Here is a 17206-nt window from a genome sequence, read left to right as displayed (position 1 = left end):
ATTTGACGGCTCCCATCGCTCCGCGCATCATGCACGATATCCCCGTTCCGACCTACCGGCACGGAAGAGACATCAGGATGCGGCCGACCGAACGATCGAGAGTCGGGGGCCGCGATGGCGAGAGGACGAGGCGTGGACGCGGCGCATTCCCAGCTTGGCGGCAAGGGCTACCACAAGCACGTCTTCGTGGAGCGCGCGACCAGCGGCGCCGCCATCGAGATCGTCGACTATGAATTCGACGGCACCGAGCTGGAAGGGTGCGAGGATCGGTCGCTGCTCCGCTGGCGGATCACCCCCGACTATTTCAGCTCGTCCTGGCGGCTCGGGCGCCGGGATGATTTCGTCAAGCTGGGCAAGCTGATGTTCCTGCCGGGGCGCGTTCCGTTTCGCGCCCGGCCGTCCAACCCGCTGCGATCGACCCGCAACCTGGTCTGCCATTTCCAGCCCGAGCTGGAACGCCGGATGCTGGGGGAGCTGGAAAACTGGAGCGACAACCAGCTCGCCGAATGCCAGGACATACGCTGTGGCCGGATCGAACTGACCTTGCGGCGGCTGTGGCAGGAAATGCTGCATCCGGGGTTCGCCAACGAACTGCTGATCGATGGCCTGCTGGCGACGCTGGTCGTCGACATCAGCCGCTATTTCCGTCGCATGGGACCCGTCGCCGACGACATGCCCAAGCGGACCAGCGCGCTGTCCAACGCCGACCTGCAGCGCGTGCTCGACTTCATCCACAGCGCGCGGGGCGGTTGCCCGACCGCCGGCCAGCTCGCTGCCGTATGCGGCATGAACCTGTCCAGCTTCCGCAACCGGTTCAAGCTGACCACGGGCCGGAGCGTCCATTCCTATGTCGAGGAGGTCCAGCTCGAGCGCGCCAAGGACCTGCTGGTCAACAGCGGCATGCTGATGAAGGAAATCGCCTATGAGCTGGGCTTCACCCATCAGGCGACCTTCACCTCCAGCTTCCGGCGCCTGACCGCCATGTCGCCAAGCGAGTATCGCACCGCCCATCTCAACTGAAGGCGGCGCGGCCGCGGCGTCCGTTCAGTAGAGCCGCGTGGTGGCTTCCAGCGTATAGGGCTTGAAGGGCTCGCCGCTGCGCGCCCGCACCGCCCATTCAGGATCGGCGATCAGCGAGCGGCCGACGCCGGCCAGGTCGAACTCGCCGGCCGCCATCCGCGCCATCACCCGATCGAGTCCGCTCGCCGCGATCGCCTGCGTCTCGGAGGGGCGTTCGTAGAGATCCTTGCTCAAGCCGATGCTGCCGACCGCCATGGTCGGCTTGCCGGTCAGCTTGCGGGTCCAGCCGGCGAGGCTCAGGTCGCTGCCTTCGAAGCCCGGCGCGTCGAACATCCGCGTGCTGGCGTCGAGGATGTCGACGCCGGCATCGACGAGCAGCCCCAGCCACGCACCGAGTTCATCGGGCGTGTCGGCGATCCGGGCGTCGAAATCCTGCTGCTTCCACTGCGAGAAGCGGAACATGATCGGCATGGCGGGGCCGACTTCGCGCCGGATCGCGCGGATCACCTCGGTCGCGAACCGGGCGCGCCCCGCCAGGTCGCCGCCGAAGCGGTCGTCCCGCCGGTTCGTGTCCGGCCAGAAGAAGACGTCGAACAGATAGCCATGGCCGCCATGCAGCGCGATACCGTCGAAGCCCACAGCCTTGGCGTTGCGCGCGCTGCGGGCGAAGGCGTCGATGACGTCGGCGATCTCGCTTTCGGTCATCGGCTGGGTCGGCGGCAGCATCGCCTCGACATAGTCGGCGGCCGACGAGGTGCGGCGCCCCGGCGGGCCCCATATGCCCGATGGGCGCATCGAGGGCGCATCGGGAAAGCGCCCGCTGCCCGCGATCCGCATGACGCCCTGATGCCAGAGCTGGGGGAAGATGCGGCCGCCCGCGGCGTGGACGCCATCGACCACCGACCGCCAGCCGGCCAGCGCCGCTTCGCCGAACATGTCGGGGACCGCGAATTCCTTGAGCCCGGCATTGCCGACCGCCGCCGGATGGTCGACCGCGACCCCTTCGGTCACGATCAGGCCGACATCGTTCTCGGCCCGGCGGCGGTAATAGGCCGCGACGTCCTCGCCCGGCACGCCTTCGGGCGATCGGTTGCGGGTCATCGGCGCCATGACGATGCGGTTTTGCAATGTCAGCATGTCGTTGATCCGCAGCGGTTCGAACAGCGGGCGGGAATCGACGCTCATCGGTGGATATTCCCTCAGGCGACCGCGCGCGGCTGGGCCTGGACCTCGAGCCGGAGCCGCGACAGCCGGATCGAGGCGAACAGCCATTGCCCGTCCCGGCGCACATAGGTTTCGTGATAATGGCCGGTGCCGTGGATCTCGCTCGCACCGGCCAGCCCGCGCGCACCGGGCGGGAAGTAGAGCGCGTCGCGCATCGCCCAGATCCCCCGCGCCTCGTCGGTATCGAGAATCTCGATCTCGGGCATCACGGCATGGTGGATGGTCACCCCGCCTTCCAGCGCGGGCCCCACCCCCTGCATGAAATCGTCGATCGACGACGCGGCATCGTAATTTTCGGGGAAGTACAGCGTCGCGTCGTCGGCGAACAGCGTCCGGAAGGCCGCCCAGTCCTGCGTGTCGACATAGCGGCAGTAGCGCGCCTTCAGGATCTTTATCGCCTCGACGGCGGCCAGGCGCTCGACGGTGTCCATGGGAAGCTCCTCTCGTTCGTCGCGTTTCTGCCTCAAAAGGGCGGACGTCGCCAAAGCGACCACTGTGCCATTCCAAGCACGATATGAAGAATCCGGGCAACCGGCCGCCCGTCTGCCGGAAAAGACAAGGGCAAGACGGCAAACGCAATCACCCGCCGTTGATCCACCGCGAGATGCGATCCCAAGCTGCGCGTCGAACCGGATATGCGATGAGGAGAGCGAAATGGGTGAGCTTCGACTGGACGGGCGGGTCGCCCTGGTGACCGGTGCCGGACGCGGCCTGGGGCGGGCACATGCCCGGCTCCTGGCGGCGCATGGCGCAAAGGTCGTCGTCAACGATCCGGGCGTCGGGCTCGGCGGCGAGGGCGGCGACGAGACGCCCGCCCGCGACGTGGTGGCCGAGATCGAGGCCGACGGCGGCACCGCGGTCGCCAATTTCGACACGGTCGCGACCGAGGACGGCGCCCGCGCCATGGTCCGCCAGGCGATCGACAGCTTCGGCCGGATCGACATCGTCGTGAACAATGCCGGCAATTTCTTCACCCGCCACGGCTTCGTCGAGACGAGCAGCGAGAGCTTCGCCTCCATCTGGCAGGTCCATGTGATGGGCAGCGTCAACGTCATCCGCGCCGCCTGGCCCCACATGGTCGATCAAGGCTATGGCCGGGTCGTCAACACCGCCTCGCACACCGGCTATCTCGGCTCGCGCCACAACCTGGAATATTCGGCCGCCAAGGCCGCGATCCACGGCCTGACGCGCACCCTGTCGCTCGAAGCGGAGGGGCACGGCATCGCGATCAACGCGGTCGCGCCGGGCGGCATCACCCGCCCCGTCAAGCTGATCGAGGGCATAGTGGAGCGCATGCCCGCGGGCGCCTTCGAGCCCGAGCTGGTCGCCCCCACGGTGGTCTGGCTGTCGCATGAGGACTGCAAGGCCAATGGCGAGATCTTCGGCGTCATGGCCGGCACCACGACCCGCATCAAGGTGGTCGAGACGCCCGGCTATTGCTCGCGCACGCCGACCCCGGAAGCGATCCGCGATGCCTTTGACGACGAGATTCTCGACCAGGACCGCTTCGACCGGTCGGGGCTGGTGATCGGCCGCGAAGCCGAACTCCGCGGCCTCGACCTGGTCGAGCGCTTCACGAAGGCGTGACGGCGCCCCGCGAGGCCAGCGTCTCGACCATGTAGAGCGCCAGCGAGCCGCGATCGAGGAACTTCTCCTCGTCGCGGCGGATGGGCTCGCCGATCGCGGGATCGGCGAGCGCGTCCAGCATGCGCTGATAATCCTCGACGCTGGCGAAGCTGATCTCGGTGACGACGTCGAAGTCGGGCCCGGTGAACCGGTCGTCGACATGCGCGGGCGCGAAATCGTAGCGCGCGTCGCGATAGTTGCGCTCATAGGCGGTGAAGAAGGGCAGCAGCCGCGTGATCAGCGGGACGTGGTTCGCCTCATAATAAGCGCGAAACGCCTCCGCGCTCATCCCGGCCTTGCGCTTCAGCAGGCATAGCAGCTTCATGCCCGGTCTCCCTCTCCGTCGGTGATCGTCAGCAGTTCGAGCAGATTGTCGTCGGGATCGCGGAAATAGACCGAAAGTCCGGCCGCGCCGTTCGAGGCATGGCGCTCGGACGGCCCGTCCTCGATCGCGACGCCCTCGCGGGCCAGCCGGTCCTGGGCTGCGGCGATCGGTCCTTCCCAGCGAAAGCAGATGTCGACGGCCCCCGGTGTCGGGCGGCCGGCGACCAACGGATGGCTGTGCCCCGCCTGATGAAGATTGACCATCGCGCCGCCGATGCGGAGCTGGCGCACCATCACCCGGCCGTCGATCTCGTAATCGCGGACGATCGCGGCATCGAGGACGTCGATGTAGAAGCGGGTCGAGCGATCGAGGTCGGCGACGGTGATCGCGACATGATCGATACGGCTGATCGGATGGGTCATCGAGCCTCCTTTCGCACGAGGATACCGGGCCAGCCCTCGGCCGGCCAACGAGGCGGTTTAGGAAAAGCGACCAGTCCTTACGGGCACCGTCCGATCGCACCGGCCATGCTTGCACGCGTCGGCACGGTGGGTCCAAGCGGGCCGGATCAGCAAGGAGAGCAGCATGCACCACCGTCGCCTCGGCCCCCGCCTCTCGGTTTCGGCGCTCGGGCTCGGCTGCATGCCGATGTCGGGCAATTCGGCCGGCAATTACGGCGCGATCGACGAGAGGGAGGCGATCGACACCATCCGCCGCGCGATCGACCTGGGCGTCACCTTCTTCGACACCGCCGAGGCCTATGGTCCATGCGCCAACGAAGCGCTGCTCGGCCGCGCGGTCGCCGGCCGCCGCGACGCTCTGGTGCTCGCGACCAAATATTCGATGCGCTACGACGAAAGCGGCCGCCAGGTCGGCGGTTTCGACGGCGGCCCGGCCAATGCCCGGCGCAGCTGCGAGGCGGCCCTCCGCCGTCTCGGCACCGGCCATATCGATCTTTTCTACCTTCATCGCGTCGACCCTAACGTGCCGATCGAGGAAAGCGTCGGCGGCATGGCCGAGCTGGTGGCCGAAGGGAAGGTCCTGCACCTGGGCCTGTCCGAAGCCGCGCCCGACACGATCCGCCGGGCGCATGCGGTACATCCGATCGCCGCCCTCCAGTCCGAATATTCGCTGTGGGAACGCGCGGTGGAGGACGACATCCTGCCGGTGACCCGCGAGCTGGGTATCGGGTTCGTGCCCTTCTCGCCTCTGGGGCGCGGCTTCCTGACGGGAAGCTTCGCCTCGCGCGGCGACCTGAGCGACGGCGACTATCGGCTGAGCGACCCGCGCTACGCCGAAGGCAATTTCGACCGAAACCTGGCGCTGGTCGCGCGGGTCCGGCAGGTCGCGGTTCGCCACGGCACCTCGCCCGCCCGCGTCGCGCTGGCCTGGCTGCTCGCCCAGGGCGAGGACATCGTGCCGATTCCCGGGGCGAAACGGCGCGTGACGCTGGAGGACAGCATGGCGGCGGTCGACCTGCGCCTGTCCGCCGCCGATCTCGCCGAGCTCGACGATGCCGCGCCGGTGGGCGTCGCGGCGGGCGACCGCTATCAGCCCGACGGCATGCGGATGGTACGCCTCTAGCAGCCCGATGCCCGGCGCGCCGCACGACGCGCCGGGTCCGCAGGTCAGCCGGCGGCGAGCATGCCCGCCGGCAGCGCGACGCTGACCGGCGCCTGCTCCAGGGCCTCGGAACTGTCGACGGTGGCGACGCGGCGCATCTCGCGGCGCTCGGTCATGTCGAAGCGACGGCCGCGATGCAGCACCGATCGGTTGTCGTACAGGATGACGTCGTGCGGTTGCCAATAATGGGAATAGACCCGCTCGCGCTGGCCGATATGCTCGATCAGCTCATGCGCCAGCGCCCGGCCCTCCGGGATGGACATGCCGGAGATCTCGCAGACCTTGCTGTCGCACCACAGCAGCTTGCGGCCCGATCCCGGATGGGTCCGGACCATCGGCCAGCGCACCGGCGGGAACACGCGCAGATCCTCGGGCCGGTCCTCGATCCCCAGCCATTGCCGCGTGAAATGCGAATAGAAGGTCGCGGTCCGGTCGGCGATCAGCGCCTTGGTGTCCTCGTCGAGCGCGTCGTAAGCGGCGCGCAGATCGGCATATTCGGTCGCCCCACCCTTGCTCGCTACGGTCTTCGCGGTGAGGATCGAATAGCGATACGGATGGCGGTCATAAGAAGAGTCGCTGTGCCAGAAGCGGTTGCCGACGTTCATGATCGCCTGCTTGTGCTTGCGGTCGGCGACATCGCCCGAACTGCCGTCGACATTGGAAATGTCGCTGATCGCGGCGCTGGCGTAGCGATCCTGCACCTTCTTCATCAGCTTTTCCTGCAGGCCGACATCGAGCGGACCGAAGCTGGCGCCGAAATTGACGAGCTGCTCGTCGGTCAACGGCTGGTCGTGGAAGACCAGCACCGCATATTTGTCGCTCGCCTCGACGATCGCGCCGACGCTTGCCTCGTCCAGCGGCCGGCTGAGGTCGACGCCGCTTATCCTCGCGACATAGTCGGCGCTGTCGGGCTTGATCTGCAGGGTCATGATGTAGGTTCCTCGATGGTCACGCCGGTATCCCGGCGCTCTGGAGCTTTCGGCTCTGCAACTTCCAGACGCCGTCCTGTCGGGCATGACGGCCACGAGCCGGACGCGAACGTCCCATTCCCCCGCGCTGATCCTACCGCGACCGATCGGGCCGGCAGGACGGTCGGTTTCGAACGCATGATCTGACCTCTCCGACGCTTGCAGCCACCTGCAGGAGAGCTATCCCCGCCCAGCGCGAACTCAATCGGCAAGTTTTTCGAAAACCGCCTCCTTATTGTCGATCCCGCTCATCGCGCTCCCGCCGTCGGCGGCGGCACCCGGAATCCTTATCATAAGTGCGGTTTCGAAAAGAGGATCGCTTTGCCCGCCCCCTGCGCGCGCGCCTAGGAATTCGGGGAGTTCAAGCCCGGTCGAACGCCGGAATGGGAGTTTTGGAAATGGATCAGACGATTCTCGAGGGCGAAGCATCGGGCGACCGCTGCCCGATCACCTTCACCGATCCCGAGACGCGCAAATGCCCCTTCCCCGTCTATCATCAGCTGCGCGAGGAACATCCGGTCTACAAGGATCCGGTCAGCGGCAATTATGTGCTCACCCGCTATGAGGACGTCCGCAAGGCGGTGATGAACAACAAGACGCTGTCCTGCAAGACCGGCGTCATCCAGACCCGCAAGTCGAGCGTCAGCGACGAGGTGGACCGCATCTTCCGCGAGACCGGCTATCTGCCGATGGACACGCTCGTCACCAACGATCCGCCGTCGCACAAGGCGTACCGTACGCTGGTCGACAAGGCCTTCACCCGCGCCAAGGTTCTCGGCCTGGAACCCCAGATCGAAATATCGACCAACGAGCTGATCGATCGCTTCATCGACAAGCCCGAGGTCGAGTTCTTCGACGAGTTCGCGATGCGCCTGCCGCTGACGGTGTTCACCGATATCCTCGGCGTCACCGACAAGGATCTCGACAAGTTCAAGCGCTGGAACGACCTGTCGCTCGAATCCAGCAACCCCGCGCTCGATCCGCAGCGCGAGCTGGAGATCGTGCCGGTGGTAACCGAGCTGCACCGCTATCTGGCCAAGAATGTCGAGCGGGTCCGCGAAACGCCGGACGACAGCCTGCTGAGCACGCTGGTCCATGCCGAGGTCGACGGCCGCACCCTGGACATGCGCGAGCTGATCTCGATCCTGTTCCTGCTGTTCCTTGCGGGCGGCGAAACCACCGCCAACGCCATCGCCGGCGGGGTGAAGCTGCTGATCGAGCGGCCCGAGCTGGCCGACGAGATCCGCGAGGACGACGCCAAGCTCGACGCCTTCGTCGAGGAGACGCTGCGCATCATGGCGCCGGCCACCGTGATGTTCCGCCGCGCGACCGCCGATATGGAGATCGGCGGGGTCGCGATCCCCGAGGGATCGATCCTGGAGACCCGCTTCGGCGCGGCGAACCTCGATCCGTCGATCTTTCCCGATCCCGAGACGGTCGATCTGGAACGCCCCAACATGCGCAGCCACCTGACCTTCGGCGCGGGCATCCACATGTGCATCGGCAACCAGCTGGCGCGCGGCGAGATGCGCATCGCCTTCAAGGCGCTGGTGACCCGGATGAAGAACTTCCGCGCGACCCGCGGCGACGACAGCTACGACTACACCACGACCTATGTGGCCTTCGGCCTGAAGCAGCTCTGGCTGGGCTTCGACAAGCGCTGATCGGAAAGCGAGGCCGCTTTCGGGCGGCCTCCCCTCACGCGGCCGGCCTGGCCGGATGCCAGAGGCGACGATCCGTCCCCGCCTCATAGCCCTTGCCGCTGGGGAAGCTGACCAGTTCCAGCTGCATGCCCCAGGGCGACAGGAAATAGACCCAGCTCTGCCCCGCGCTCGGCCCTGCGGTGCGCACGGTCGGCTCGCCGAGGACGCGGATGCCCGTGCCCCGCAGATAGGCCACCGCGGCGCCGATATCGTCGACATAGAGCGCGAGATGATGGCCGCCGACATCGCTGTTGCGCGGCGGTGCGCGACGCTGATCGGGCGCCTGATATTCGAACAGTTCGAAGTTCGAGCCGTTGCCGCAGCGCAGGAATTTCAGTCTTCGCATTACTGCGCGGGGATGGACGTTGAGGTGGGTCTCCATCCAGTCGTCCTCGGCCTGGAAGGGCCCCAGCTCGTAAAAGGGTTCGCATCCCAGCACATCGACGAAGAAGGCGATCGCCTCGTCCATGTCGGGTACGGTGAAGCCGATATGGTCGGTTCCCCGCAGCCCCGGCAGCCCCTTCGCGTCAGCCATGATCCGCTCCCAGCCCCGTGTCGTTGACGCCGACGCTGTAGCCGCCGTCGACATGGATGATCTGTCCGGTGGTATAGCCGGCATGCGGATCGGCGAGATAGAGCGCCGCATGCGCGATCTCGTCGGCCTGGCCGATGCGCCGCATCGCGGTCTTGCTCTCGAAATAGGCGAGGATCGCCGGATCCTGCACGATCGGCCGCGTCATCCCGGTCAGGATCGTACCCGGCTGGACGATATTGGCGGTGATGCCATGGGGACCGAGTTCGACCGCGAGGTTGAGGGTGAAGCCGGTGAGTGCATGCTTGCTGGCATTGTAGGCGCCCATCCCCGCCTGGGTGAGCCGCACGCAAACCGAGCCGATATTGACGATCCGGCCGGCCGCCGACCGCTTGAGCGCCGGGATCGCCTCCACGCAGAGCCGGGCGGGGCCGGTCACGTTGGTGGCGAAGGTCCGGTCCCAATGGTCGCGGTCGATCCGCTCCACCGGTACCATCTCGAACAGGCCGGCGGCGTTGACCAATATGTCGATCCCGTCGAACGCCCCGGTGGCGGCGTCGACGATCTTCCCGGCCGCGTCCGGGGCGGCGACATCGGCAGCGAACGGGATGACCGCCGCGCGGCCGCCATGCGCGGCGGCGAGCGCGTCCGCGTCCCGCGACACCGCCAGCACCCGGGCGCCTTCGTCGGCGAACAGGGCGGCGATCGCCCGCCCCATCCCGCTCGACGCGCCGGTGACGATCGCGGCCCGGCCCGCGAGCCGGCCGGCGCCGCTCATTCGGATCGCTCGACGTCGACCGCGCAGACCATCACCCGGCCACGGTCGAGGAATTTCTCCTCGTCCTCGGCCACCTGATCGAACACGCCGGGCGCGCGGAAGGCGTCGAACCACCGCTCGCAGGCGGCGCGGTCCTCGAACTCCATCTCCGTCACCACATCGAAGCCGATCTGATCCTCGTCGCGCTTGAAGGGTTCGTCGAAGTTGAGATAGTTGCGGCGGTAGACCGCCATCCTTGGGGCGAGCCGGCCGACCAGCGGTGCATGGTTCGCCTCGTAATAGGCGCGGAATTCCTCCCGCGAAATGCCCGGCTTGCGCGCCAGGAAAGCCATGACCTTGTACATCCCCGTCCCTCTCCTCTTCATCTCGTTCAGAAGGTGACCTTTACCTCCGCCGAGCGGGCGACCGCCTGGCAGGCGAGAATCAGGCCATCGGCCAGATCGCGGTCGTCGAGCACCTGATTCTGGATCATGTCGACCTCGCCCGCGTCAAGCTGGCAGATGCAGGCGCCGCAGGACCCCGACCGGCAGGAATAGGGCGGGCTGAGCCCGGCCTCCTGCATCGCGTCGAGCATCAGCGCGCCGCCCGCCCAGTCGATGGTCTCGGTCTTGCCGTTGAGCGTGAGTTCGAGCCGCGCGGCATCGGCGGCGGGCGCATCCCGGCCGGGGACGCTGGTGACCGGCTGGGCCGCGGCGAAGACGAAGCGTTCGAGGTGGACCTGGTGCCGGTCGACGCCGAGCTGGTCCAGCGCGGCGGCGGCGGCGTCCATGAAGGGCGCGGGGCCGCAGATGAAATGCTCGCGCTCGGCCAGATGCGCGGCATGGGCCGCCAGCAGCTTATGCGTCGGCAGGCCCTGCACCGTCTCCAGCCAATGGGTGACCGAAAAGCGATCGGGATGGTCGTTGGCGAGCCGGTTCAATTCCGCCTTGAAGATCACCGAGCGCTCGTCTCGATTGGCGTAGAACAGCGAGACCCTGCCGCCCGGCTGCCGCAGCCGGTCGCGCGCCAGCGACAGGATCGGCGTGATCCCGCTGCCGGCCGCGAACAGCGACAGATCGCGATCGCCGTCGCGCGCGACGAACATGCCGGCCGGCCGCATCACCGACAGCTGGTCGCCCTTGCGGACCTTGTCGATCATCCAGTTGGACCCGGGTCCGAACGGCACGCGCTTGACCGTGATCCGCAGATGCTCGTCGAGGCCGTGAACGCTCGACAGCGAATAGCAGCGTTCGAACGCGCCTTCCTCGGTGTGGCACCGAACCGTCAGGAACTGCCCCGATCGATAGCCGAACTGATCCCGCTTTTCGGCCGGCACCGCCAGGATGAAGGATCGTGCGTCCTCGCTCTCCTCGATGACGTCCAGAACCTCGAGCCAATGATGATTGTCGCTCACGCCGCTCCCGCTCCGTTACTTCGCGGCGGATTGTCTCAGCGGGCGATGCCGGGCGGAAGGCGCGGCGCCATGGCCAAGCTGCGCAGAGCATTGCCAATCCGGACGCGAGGCCCGGGCAGCGCGCCGGGGCGAGGCTCAAAACGTCAATGCAGTGATCGGTTTGTCACAAGCTTGTCGACTGCGGTCCGCAAGGCGCCGGACTAAGCTTCCTTCCATCCTGGAGGCCGGCTGCCCGAACGAGGCGCGGCCGGCGGCAAACAAGCATGGGAGCGTCTATGGTAGAGGCAGCTTTGAAGGTTATGCAGGGCGAAAGCCCGTCTCCCGCCGAACTGGTGGAGCGCGCCCGCAGCCTGATACCGGTCCTGCGCGAACGCGCGGCCGCCGGCGACGCGGGCGCCAATGTCGTCGCCGAGACGATCGAGGACATCAAGAAGGCCGGCCTGTTCCGTATCCTCCAGCCCAAGCGATGGGGCGGTTACGAGATGAGCCCGAAGGTCTTCTACGACGTCCAGATGGCACTGGCCGAAGGCGATATGTCGGTCGGCTGGATCTACGGCGTGATCGGCGTCCACAACTGGCAGATCGCCCTCTTCGACGACCGCGCCGCGCGCGAGGTGTTCGAGAACGATCCCGACGCGATCATCGCGTCGACGTATATGCCCAAGGGCAAGACCGTGCCGGTCGAGGGCGGCTATCGCTTCACCGGACGCTGGCAGTTCTCCAGCGGCTCGAAGCACGCCCAGTGGTTTTTCCTGGGCGGCCTGTTTCCCGGCGGCGGCGAGGGCATCCCCAATATGGGCACCTTCCTGATCCCGCGCGAGGATGTCGAGATCGTCGAGACCTGGAACACCCATGGCCTGAAAGCCACCGGCAGCCATGACGTGATCGTCAAGGACGCCTTCGTTCCCGACTATCGCACCCACACCCACCGCCAGGGCTTCGAATGCGACAGCCCGGGCAATGCGGTGAACAGCGGGCCGCTCTATCGCCTGCCGTTCGGCCAGGTGTTCCTGCGATCGGTATCGACCGCATCGATCGGCGCGCTCCAGGCGCTGCTCGACGAGGTGATCGGCTTCGCCAGCGGCAAGCTCGGCTCGTTCGGCGGCAAGACCGCGGACAATCCCTTCGCCCAGGTCGCGGTGGCCGAGGCGTCGGCGACGATCGCCGACCTGAAGAACACGCTCTATGCCAATTTCGACCATCTCGAGGCGCATGCGGCGGCCGGCACGACCCCGGCGATCGAGGATCGCCTGCGCTTCAAATATCAGTCGTCCGAAGTCGCCAGCCGCTGCGCCAACGTCGCGGGCAAGCTGTTCCGGGTGGCCGGCGGCAGCGGGCTGTTCCTCGACAAGCCGTTCGCGCGGATACTGGCCGACATCCAGTCGGGCGGCCAGCACCAGGCCAACAGCCACGAACTATGGGGTGCCAATTTCGGCGCCACGCTGCTCGGCCACGAGAACCAGGACATCTTCCTCTGACGGCCGCCGCATCGGCGGCCCCCCGACCCCATCGGCGCCCGCCGCGGCGGCGCCGGCACCACGAACATGGGATCGCCGCGCGGGGATCCCGCGAGAGGATCGAGATGAGTTTCATTGTACCCGATGCGTCCGAATATGATGTGGTCGTGGTGGGATCGGGCGCCGGCGGCATGCTGTCGGCGATCCGCGCGCACGACCTGGGCCTGCGGGTGATCGTCATCGAGAAATCGGACCGCTACGGCGGCACCTCGGCCGTCTCCGGGGGCGCGATCTGGATCCCCAACAACGCGTTTCTGGGCGACAAGGACAATCCGGACAAGGCGCTGGGCTATCTCGAGAGGGTTACCGAGGGCAAGGTGCCGACAGCGAAGCTCGGCCGCTATGTGAAGCTCGCGCCCGAGATGGTCGACTATCTCACCAAGCTCGGCATCGACTATTATGTCGATCCCCATATCAGCCACCCGGACTATTATCCGACCGTCGAGGGCGCCCTGCCGTCGGGTCGCACGATGTTCGTCCGGCCGATGGACGGCGCCGCGCTGGGCGAGGAGTTCTTCCGGCTGCGGGAGAGCTATCCCGAGTTCAAGATGTTCGACAAGATCTCGCTCGACCTGCTCGACGGCGGGATGATCGTCTCGCGCGCCAAGGGTTGGCAGCGCGTCGTCGCCCGCACCCTGTGGCGCTACTGGAGCGATCGCAGCTTCCGGAAGCGGACGCATCGCGACCGGTTGCTGACCATCGGCAACGCGCTGATCGGCGGGCTTCGCAAGGCGATGATCGATCGCGACATTCCGCTGGCGCTCAACACCGGAATGACCGGGCTCGACCTCGACGGCCGCCGGATCGTCGCGGTGAAGGCCTTCGCGCAGGGACGGCCGGTGCGGATCGGTGCGGGCAAGGCGGTGATACTGGCCTCTGGCGGCTATGAACAATCGCAGCAGATGCGCGCCGAGAATTTTCCGCAGGCGACCGAAGCGCGCTGGAGCGCGACGCCGCGCGACAACAATGTCGGTGATGCGCTGACCGCGGTGCGCGCAGCGGGCGCGGCGGTCGAATTCCTCGACGAGGCCTGGTGGGCGCCGACGATCAGCATCCCCTATCGCAACGCGCCGAACATGGTGCGCAACCAGGCGCTGTTCTTCGAGCGCGGCTATCCGCACAGCCTGGCGGTCAACCGGCTGGGCAAGCGCTTCACCAACGAAGTCTGCTCCTATCACCAGTTCGGCAAGGCGATGCTGCGCGACAATGCCGAGAGCGGCGCCAACCTGCCTTGCTGGCTGATCTTCGACGCGGAGTTCCGGGCGAAATATCCGCTCGGCGGTCTCCAGCCCGGCTGGGCGCTGCCCGACGCGAAGCTGCCGCCCGACTGGTTCGACACCTTCCTCTACAAGGCGGCGACGCTGGACGCGCTGGCGACCAAGATCGGGGTGCCGGGGGACACGCTCGCGGCGACCGTCGGGCGGTTCAACGACCATGCGCTCAAGGGCGAGGATCCCGACTTCGGCCGGGGCGGCAACCAGTACAACCAATATTTCGGCGATCCCGCGCACAAGCCGAACCGCAATCTGGGAACGGTCGCCAAGGCGCCCTTCTACGCGGTGCGGATCGACCTGGGCGACCTGGGCTCGAAGGGCGGGCCGCGTACCGACGAACAGGCCCGCGTGCTGCATGAGGACGGCGCGCCGATCGACGGACTCTATGCGATCGGCAACTGCTCGGGTTCGGTGATGGGCCCGGCCTATCCCGGCGCGGGCGCGACGCTCGGCGCGGCGATGACCTTCGGCTATGCCGCCGCCGCCCATATCGCCCGCAGGAACATGGCTTCGGAGGCCGGCGAATAATGGCGACCCACGACGATCTCATCCCCAAGGCCCCCTGGCGCGCGATCCACGTGACCGATGGCGACTGGGATGCCGCCGATCCGGCGCTGCTCGGCACGATGCTGACCGAGCTTCACCTGATCCGGGCGTTCGAGGAGAAGGTTCTCGAACTGGCGGCGCAGGGGCTGGTCCACGGTCCCGCCCATTCGTCGGTTGGCCAGGAAGGCGGTGCCGTGGGGTCGATCCTGCCGCTGCGGTCGTCGGACCACATCAACGGATCGCACCGCGGCCACCACCAGTTCCTCGCGAAGTCGCTGGTCCATCTCGCCCCGCAGATGGAGCCGCGCGCGACGTTCGGCGAACCCGTCCGCGAGCTGATGCAGAAGACCCTCGCCGAGATCTGCGGCCTAGCCCAGGGCTATTGCAAGGGGCGCGGCGGATCGATGCACCTGCGCTGGCTGGAGGCCGGCAACCTGGGCACCAACGCCATCGTCGGCGGCGGCGCGCCGCTCGCCGCGGGTTCCGCCTGGGCGCATCGCCATGCCGGCACCGCCGACGTCGCGGTCAACTATCTGGGCGACGGGGCGGTCAATATCGGCTCGGTGCTGGAGGCGATGAACATCGCGGCGGCGTGGAAGCTGCCGCTATGCTTCTTCATCGAAAACAACGCCTATGCCGTCTCGACCCATGTCGACGAGGTGACAGCCGAACCGCGCCTGTCGTCGCGCGGGCTGGCCTTCGGCATCCCGTCCTGGAAGGTCGACGGGATGAACCCGCTCGCCGTTCATCTGGCGATGGAGGAGGCGTTGGCGGTGATGCGCTCGGGCGACGGCCCGACGATCATCGAGGCCGACTGCTATCGCTATTTCCACCAGAACGGCGCCCTGCCGGGCAGTGCCTTCGGCTATCGGTCGAAGGAGGAGGAGGCGTCCTGGCGCGCGCGCGATCCGCTGGAGATGGTCGCCGCGAAGATGCAGCAGCGCCAGTTGACCGGCGAGGACGAGGTCGCCGCCCTGCGCAGCCGCTGCCTGACCCTGATGGACGACGTCGCGGCCGAGCTGCTCGAGAAGGTCGACGGCAAGACGCGGATCATTCCGGCTCTCTGGCCGCCGGCCGAGTTCCGCGATGTCGGCATCCGCGGCGACCTCTCCGAATTCGACGGCGTCCGCTACGAGGAACTGGAGAGCTTCGCCGGGGCGATCGTCGAGGACGAGAAATATATCAAGACCGTCGCCGACGTCATGCATCGGCGCATGAGTCAGGATCCACGCATCGTGATCATGGGCGAGGACATCCACCGGCTGAAGGGCGGCACCAACGGCGCCACCCGGGGCCTGTCGACCGAGTTCCCCGGCCGGGTGCTCGGCACGCCGATCAGCGAGAACGCCTTTTGCGGACTGGCTGGCGGCATCGCCATGGACGGTCGCTTCCTGCCCGTCGTCGAGCTGATGTACCCGGACTTTCTGTGGGTCGCGGCCGACCAGATCTTCAACCAGATCGCCAAGGCCCGCCACATGTTCGGTGGCGAAAGCGACATGCCGCTGGTGATGCGGATGAAGATCGCGATGGGCACCGGCTACGGATCGCAGCATTCGATGGACCCCGCCGGCATCTTCGCGACCTCGGTCGGCTGGCGCGTCGTCGCGCCGTCGACGCCGTTCGACTATGTCGGCCTGATGAACAGTGCGCTGCTGTGCCGCGATCCGGTGCTCGTGATCGAGCATGTCGACCTCTATAACGGCAAGGGGCCCGCCCCGGCCGACGACCTCGACTATTTCATCCCGCTCGGCAAGGCGAAGGTCGTCCGCCCGGGCACCGCGATGACGATCCTCACCTATTCGGCCATGGTGGCTCCCACCCTCGCCGAGGTCGAGGCGTCGGGCTTCGATGCCGAGGTGATCGACCTGCGCAGTCTCGATCGCGCCGGCCTCGACTGGGAGACGATCGAGGCATCGGTCCGCAAAACCAACAATATCCTGATCGTCGAGCAAGGGTCGATCGGCACCTCCTATGGCGGCATGCTCGCCGACGAGGCCCAGCGCCGGTTGTTCGACTGGCTCGACCAGCCGATCCAGCGCGTCCATGGCGGGGAGGCGTCGCCGAGCATCTCCAAGATACTCGAAACCGCCGCCTGCGCGGGCAAGGACGAGATCGCCGACGGCTTGCGCCGGGTGATGCGCGACCAAGGCCGGCTGATCGCCGCCGAATGAGAAAAGGGCTTCCGGTCGCGAGACCCGAAGCCCTTTCATTTCCGTTTCCGTCGGACGTACCGCCTCAGCAGCGCGCTTCCTCGATCCACCGCATCGTGGCGATCCGCCAGCCCTCGGGGGTGCGGACCAGGCTATCGGCATAGCGGCCATAGGCACGTTCGATCGCATCGGAACCCTTGTCGCGCATCATCGCCACGATCGTCCAGCGCGCCTCGGCCTCGTCGCCCCGCACCTCGACGAAGGGCGAATGGATCGCGTGCCACAGCCAGTCGCGCACCGGGCTGATCCCGTCGACGAGGAAAGCGATGATCGCATCGCGGCCCTCGAGCAGGCCATTGCCGTAATCGGCGACGGCATCGGGCGCGAAGACTCCGCGCAGCACCTCCGCCGCGCGGCCGGCATCGGTCGGCAACAGGTCGGCACCTTCGCAATAGAGCGCCTTGAGCGACTGGATCGCCAGCGTGTCGGCAACGGCCGCCTGGGTCATGGCCTCGGTCATGCGCGCT

17 protein-coding genes are annotated in these 17206 nt (G+C 67.2%); 7 read left to right on the top strand and 10 right to left on the bottom strand.

Annotated features, from left to right (window positions below; genetic code table 11):
• Window positions 1-132 precede the first annotated feature (132 nt).
• Window positions 133-1020, top strand: a complete 888-nt coding sequence (locus ASE22_RS14985; protein WP_056360931.1) for an AraC family transcriptional regulator — start codon at window positions 133-135, stop codon at window positions 1018-1020.
• A 24-nt stretch (window positions 1021-1044) separates the two neighbouring features.
• On the opposite strand, the gene ASE22_RS14980 is transcribed toward ASE22_RS14985, so the two are convergent.
• Window positions 1045-2205 (bottom strand): NADH:flavin oxidoreductase, encoded by a 1161-nt coding sequence (locus ASE22_RS14980; RefSeq protein ID WP_056360928.1) that lies wholly within the window; start codon window positions 2203-2205, stop codon window positions 1045-1047.
• A gap of 14 nt (window positions 2206-2219) precedes the next feature.
• A complete protein-coding gene (locus tag ASE22_RS14975; protein WP_056360925.1) occupies window positions 2220-2675 on the bottom strand; it encodes a nuclear transport factor 2 family protein in 456 nt (151 codons plus the stop codon).
• Window positions 2676-2898: 223 nt separating this feature from the next.
• On the opposite strand from ASE22_RS14975, the gene ASE22_RS14970 reads away from it, so the two are divergent.
• The gene (locus ASE22_RS14970) at window positions 2899-3831 is read left to right on the top strand and encodes an SDR family NAD(P)-dependent oxidoreductase (RefSeq protein WP_056360922.1); all 933 of its coding nucleotides are present in this window, start codon (window positions 2899-2901) and stop codon (window positions 3829-3831) included.
• On the opposite strand, the gene ASE22_RS14965 is transcribed toward ASE22_RS14970, so the two are convergent.
• Entirely contained in the window at window positions 3818-4195 is a 378-nt protein-coding gene (locus ASE22_RS14965; RefSeq protein WP_056360919.1) for an EthD domain-containing protein, read from the bottom strand. The two genes, ASE22_RS14970 and ASE22_RS14965, sit on opposite strands and share 14 nt — an antisense overlap.
• Window positions 4192-4617: a VOC family protein gene (locus tag ASE22_RS14960; protein WP_056360916.1), complete on the bottom strand. Its 426-nt coding sequence runs from the start codon at window positions 4615-4617 to the stop codon at window positions 4192-4194. The genes ASE22_RS14965 and ASE22_RS14960 overlap by 4 nt, the downstream gene beginning before the upstream one ends.
• A gap of 163 nt (window positions 4618-4780) precedes the next feature.
• On the opposite strand from ASE22_RS14960, the gene ASE22_RS14955 reads away from it, so the two are divergent.
• Complete coding sequence (locus ASE22_RS14955) at window positions 4781-5779, top strand: aldo/keto reductase (RefSeq protein WP_056360914.1); 999 nt, start codon at window positions 4781-4783, stop codon at window positions 5777-5779.
• A gap of 44 nt (window positions 5780-5823) precedes the next feature.
• On the opposite strand, the gene ASE22_RS14950 is transcribed toward ASE22_RS14955, so the two are convergent.
• The gene (locus tag ASE22_RS14950) at window positions 5824-6747 is read right to left on the bottom strand and encodes a TauD/TfdA dioxygenase family protein (RefSeq protein ID WP_056360911.1); all 924 of its coding nucleotides are present in this window, start codon (window positions 6745-6747) and stop codon (window positions 5824-5826) included.
• Between the two features lie 437 nt (window positions 6748-7184).
• Between ASE22_RS14950 and ASE22_RS14945 the strand changes: the two genes are divergently transcribed.
• Entirely contained in the window at window positions 7185-8450 is a 1266-nt protein-coding gene (locus ASE22_RS14945; RefSeq protein ID WP_056360908.1) for a cytochrome P450, read from the top strand.
• Window positions 8451-8484: 34 nt separating this feature from the next.
• Here the strand turns inward: ASE22_RS14945 and ASE22_RS14940 are convergent, their stop codons facing one another.
• The 4 genes from ASE22_RS14940 to ASE22_RS14925 are packed head-to-tail and all read right to left on the bottom strand — an operon-like array spanning window position 8485 to window position 11192.
• Window positions 8485-9024, bottom strand: a complete 540-nt coding sequence (locus ASE22_RS14940; RefSeq protein WP_056360905.1) for a VOC family protein — start codon at window positions 9022-9024, stop codon at window positions 8485-8487.
• Entirely contained in the window at window positions 9017-9799 is a 783-nt protein-coding gene (locus ASE22_RS14935; protein WP_056360902.1) for an SDR family NAD(P)-dependent oxidoreductase, read from the bottom strand. Before ASE22_RS14935 ends, ASE22_RS14940 begins: the two co-directional genes overlap by 8 nt.
• The gene (locus ASE22_RS14930) at window positions 9796-10143 is read right to left on the bottom strand and encodes an EthD domain-containing protein (protein WP_056360900.1); all 348 of its coding nucleotides are present in this window, start codon (window positions 10141-10143) and stop codon (window positions 9796-9798) included. Before ASE22_RS14930 ends, ASE22_RS14935 begins: the two co-directional genes overlap by 4 nt.
• A gap of 26 nt (window positions 10144-10169) precedes the next feature.
• Window positions 10170-11192 (bottom strand): ferredoxin--NADP reductase, encoded by a 1023-nt coding sequence (locus tag ASE22_RS14925; protein WP_056360897.1) that lies wholly within the window; start codon window positions 11190-11192, stop codon window positions 10170-10172.
• A 275-nt stretch (window positions 11193-11467) separates the two neighbouring features.
• Here ASE22_RS14925 and ASE22_RS14920 point away from each other — a divergent pair, with 275 nt between their 5' ends.
• The 3 genes from ASE22_RS14920 (at window position 11468) to ASE22_RS14910 (ending at window position 16700) form a co-directional block, all read left to right on the top strand.
• Window positions 11468-12670, top strand: coding sequence for an acyl-CoA dehydrogenase family protein (locus tag ASE22_RS14920; RefSeq protein ID WP_235536373.1), 1203 nt, complete (start codon window positions 11468-11470; stop codon window positions 12668-12670).
• 104 nt (window positions 12671-12774) lie between these two features.
• Complete coding sequence (locus ASE22_RS14915; RefSeq protein WP_056360889.1) at window positions 12775-14511, top strand: FAD-dependent oxidoreductase; 1737 nt, start codon at window positions 12775-12777, stop codon at window positions 14509-14511.
• Window positions 14511-16700: an alpha-ketoacid dehydrogenase subunit alpha/beta gene (locus tag ASE22_RS14910; protein WP_056360885.1), complete on the top strand. Its 2190-nt coding sequence runs from the start codon at window positions 14511-14513 to the stop codon at window positions 16698-16700. Before ASE22_RS14915 ends, ASE22_RS14910 begins: the two co-directional genes overlap by 1 nt.
• Window positions 16701-16764: 64 nt before the next feature.
• On the opposite strand, the gene ASE22_RS14905 is transcribed toward ASE22_RS14910, so the two are convergent.
• Window positions 16765-17199 (bottom strand): nuclear transport factor 2 family protein, encoded by a 435-nt coding sequence (locus ASE22_RS14905; protein ID WP_056360882.1) that lies wholly within the window; start codon window positions 17197-17199, stop codon window positions 16765-16767.
• Window positions 17200-17206: the final 7 nt, after the last annotated feature.

Origin of the sequence: Sphingomonas sp. Root720 (genome assembly GCF_001428605.1) — a bacterium.
GTDB lineage: Bacteria > Pseudomonadota > Alphaproteobacteria > Sphingomonadales > Sphingomonadaceae > Rhizorhabdus.
Note: the sequence above shows the minus strand (reverse complement) of the source record. Positions and strands in the feature narration are given on the sequence as shown.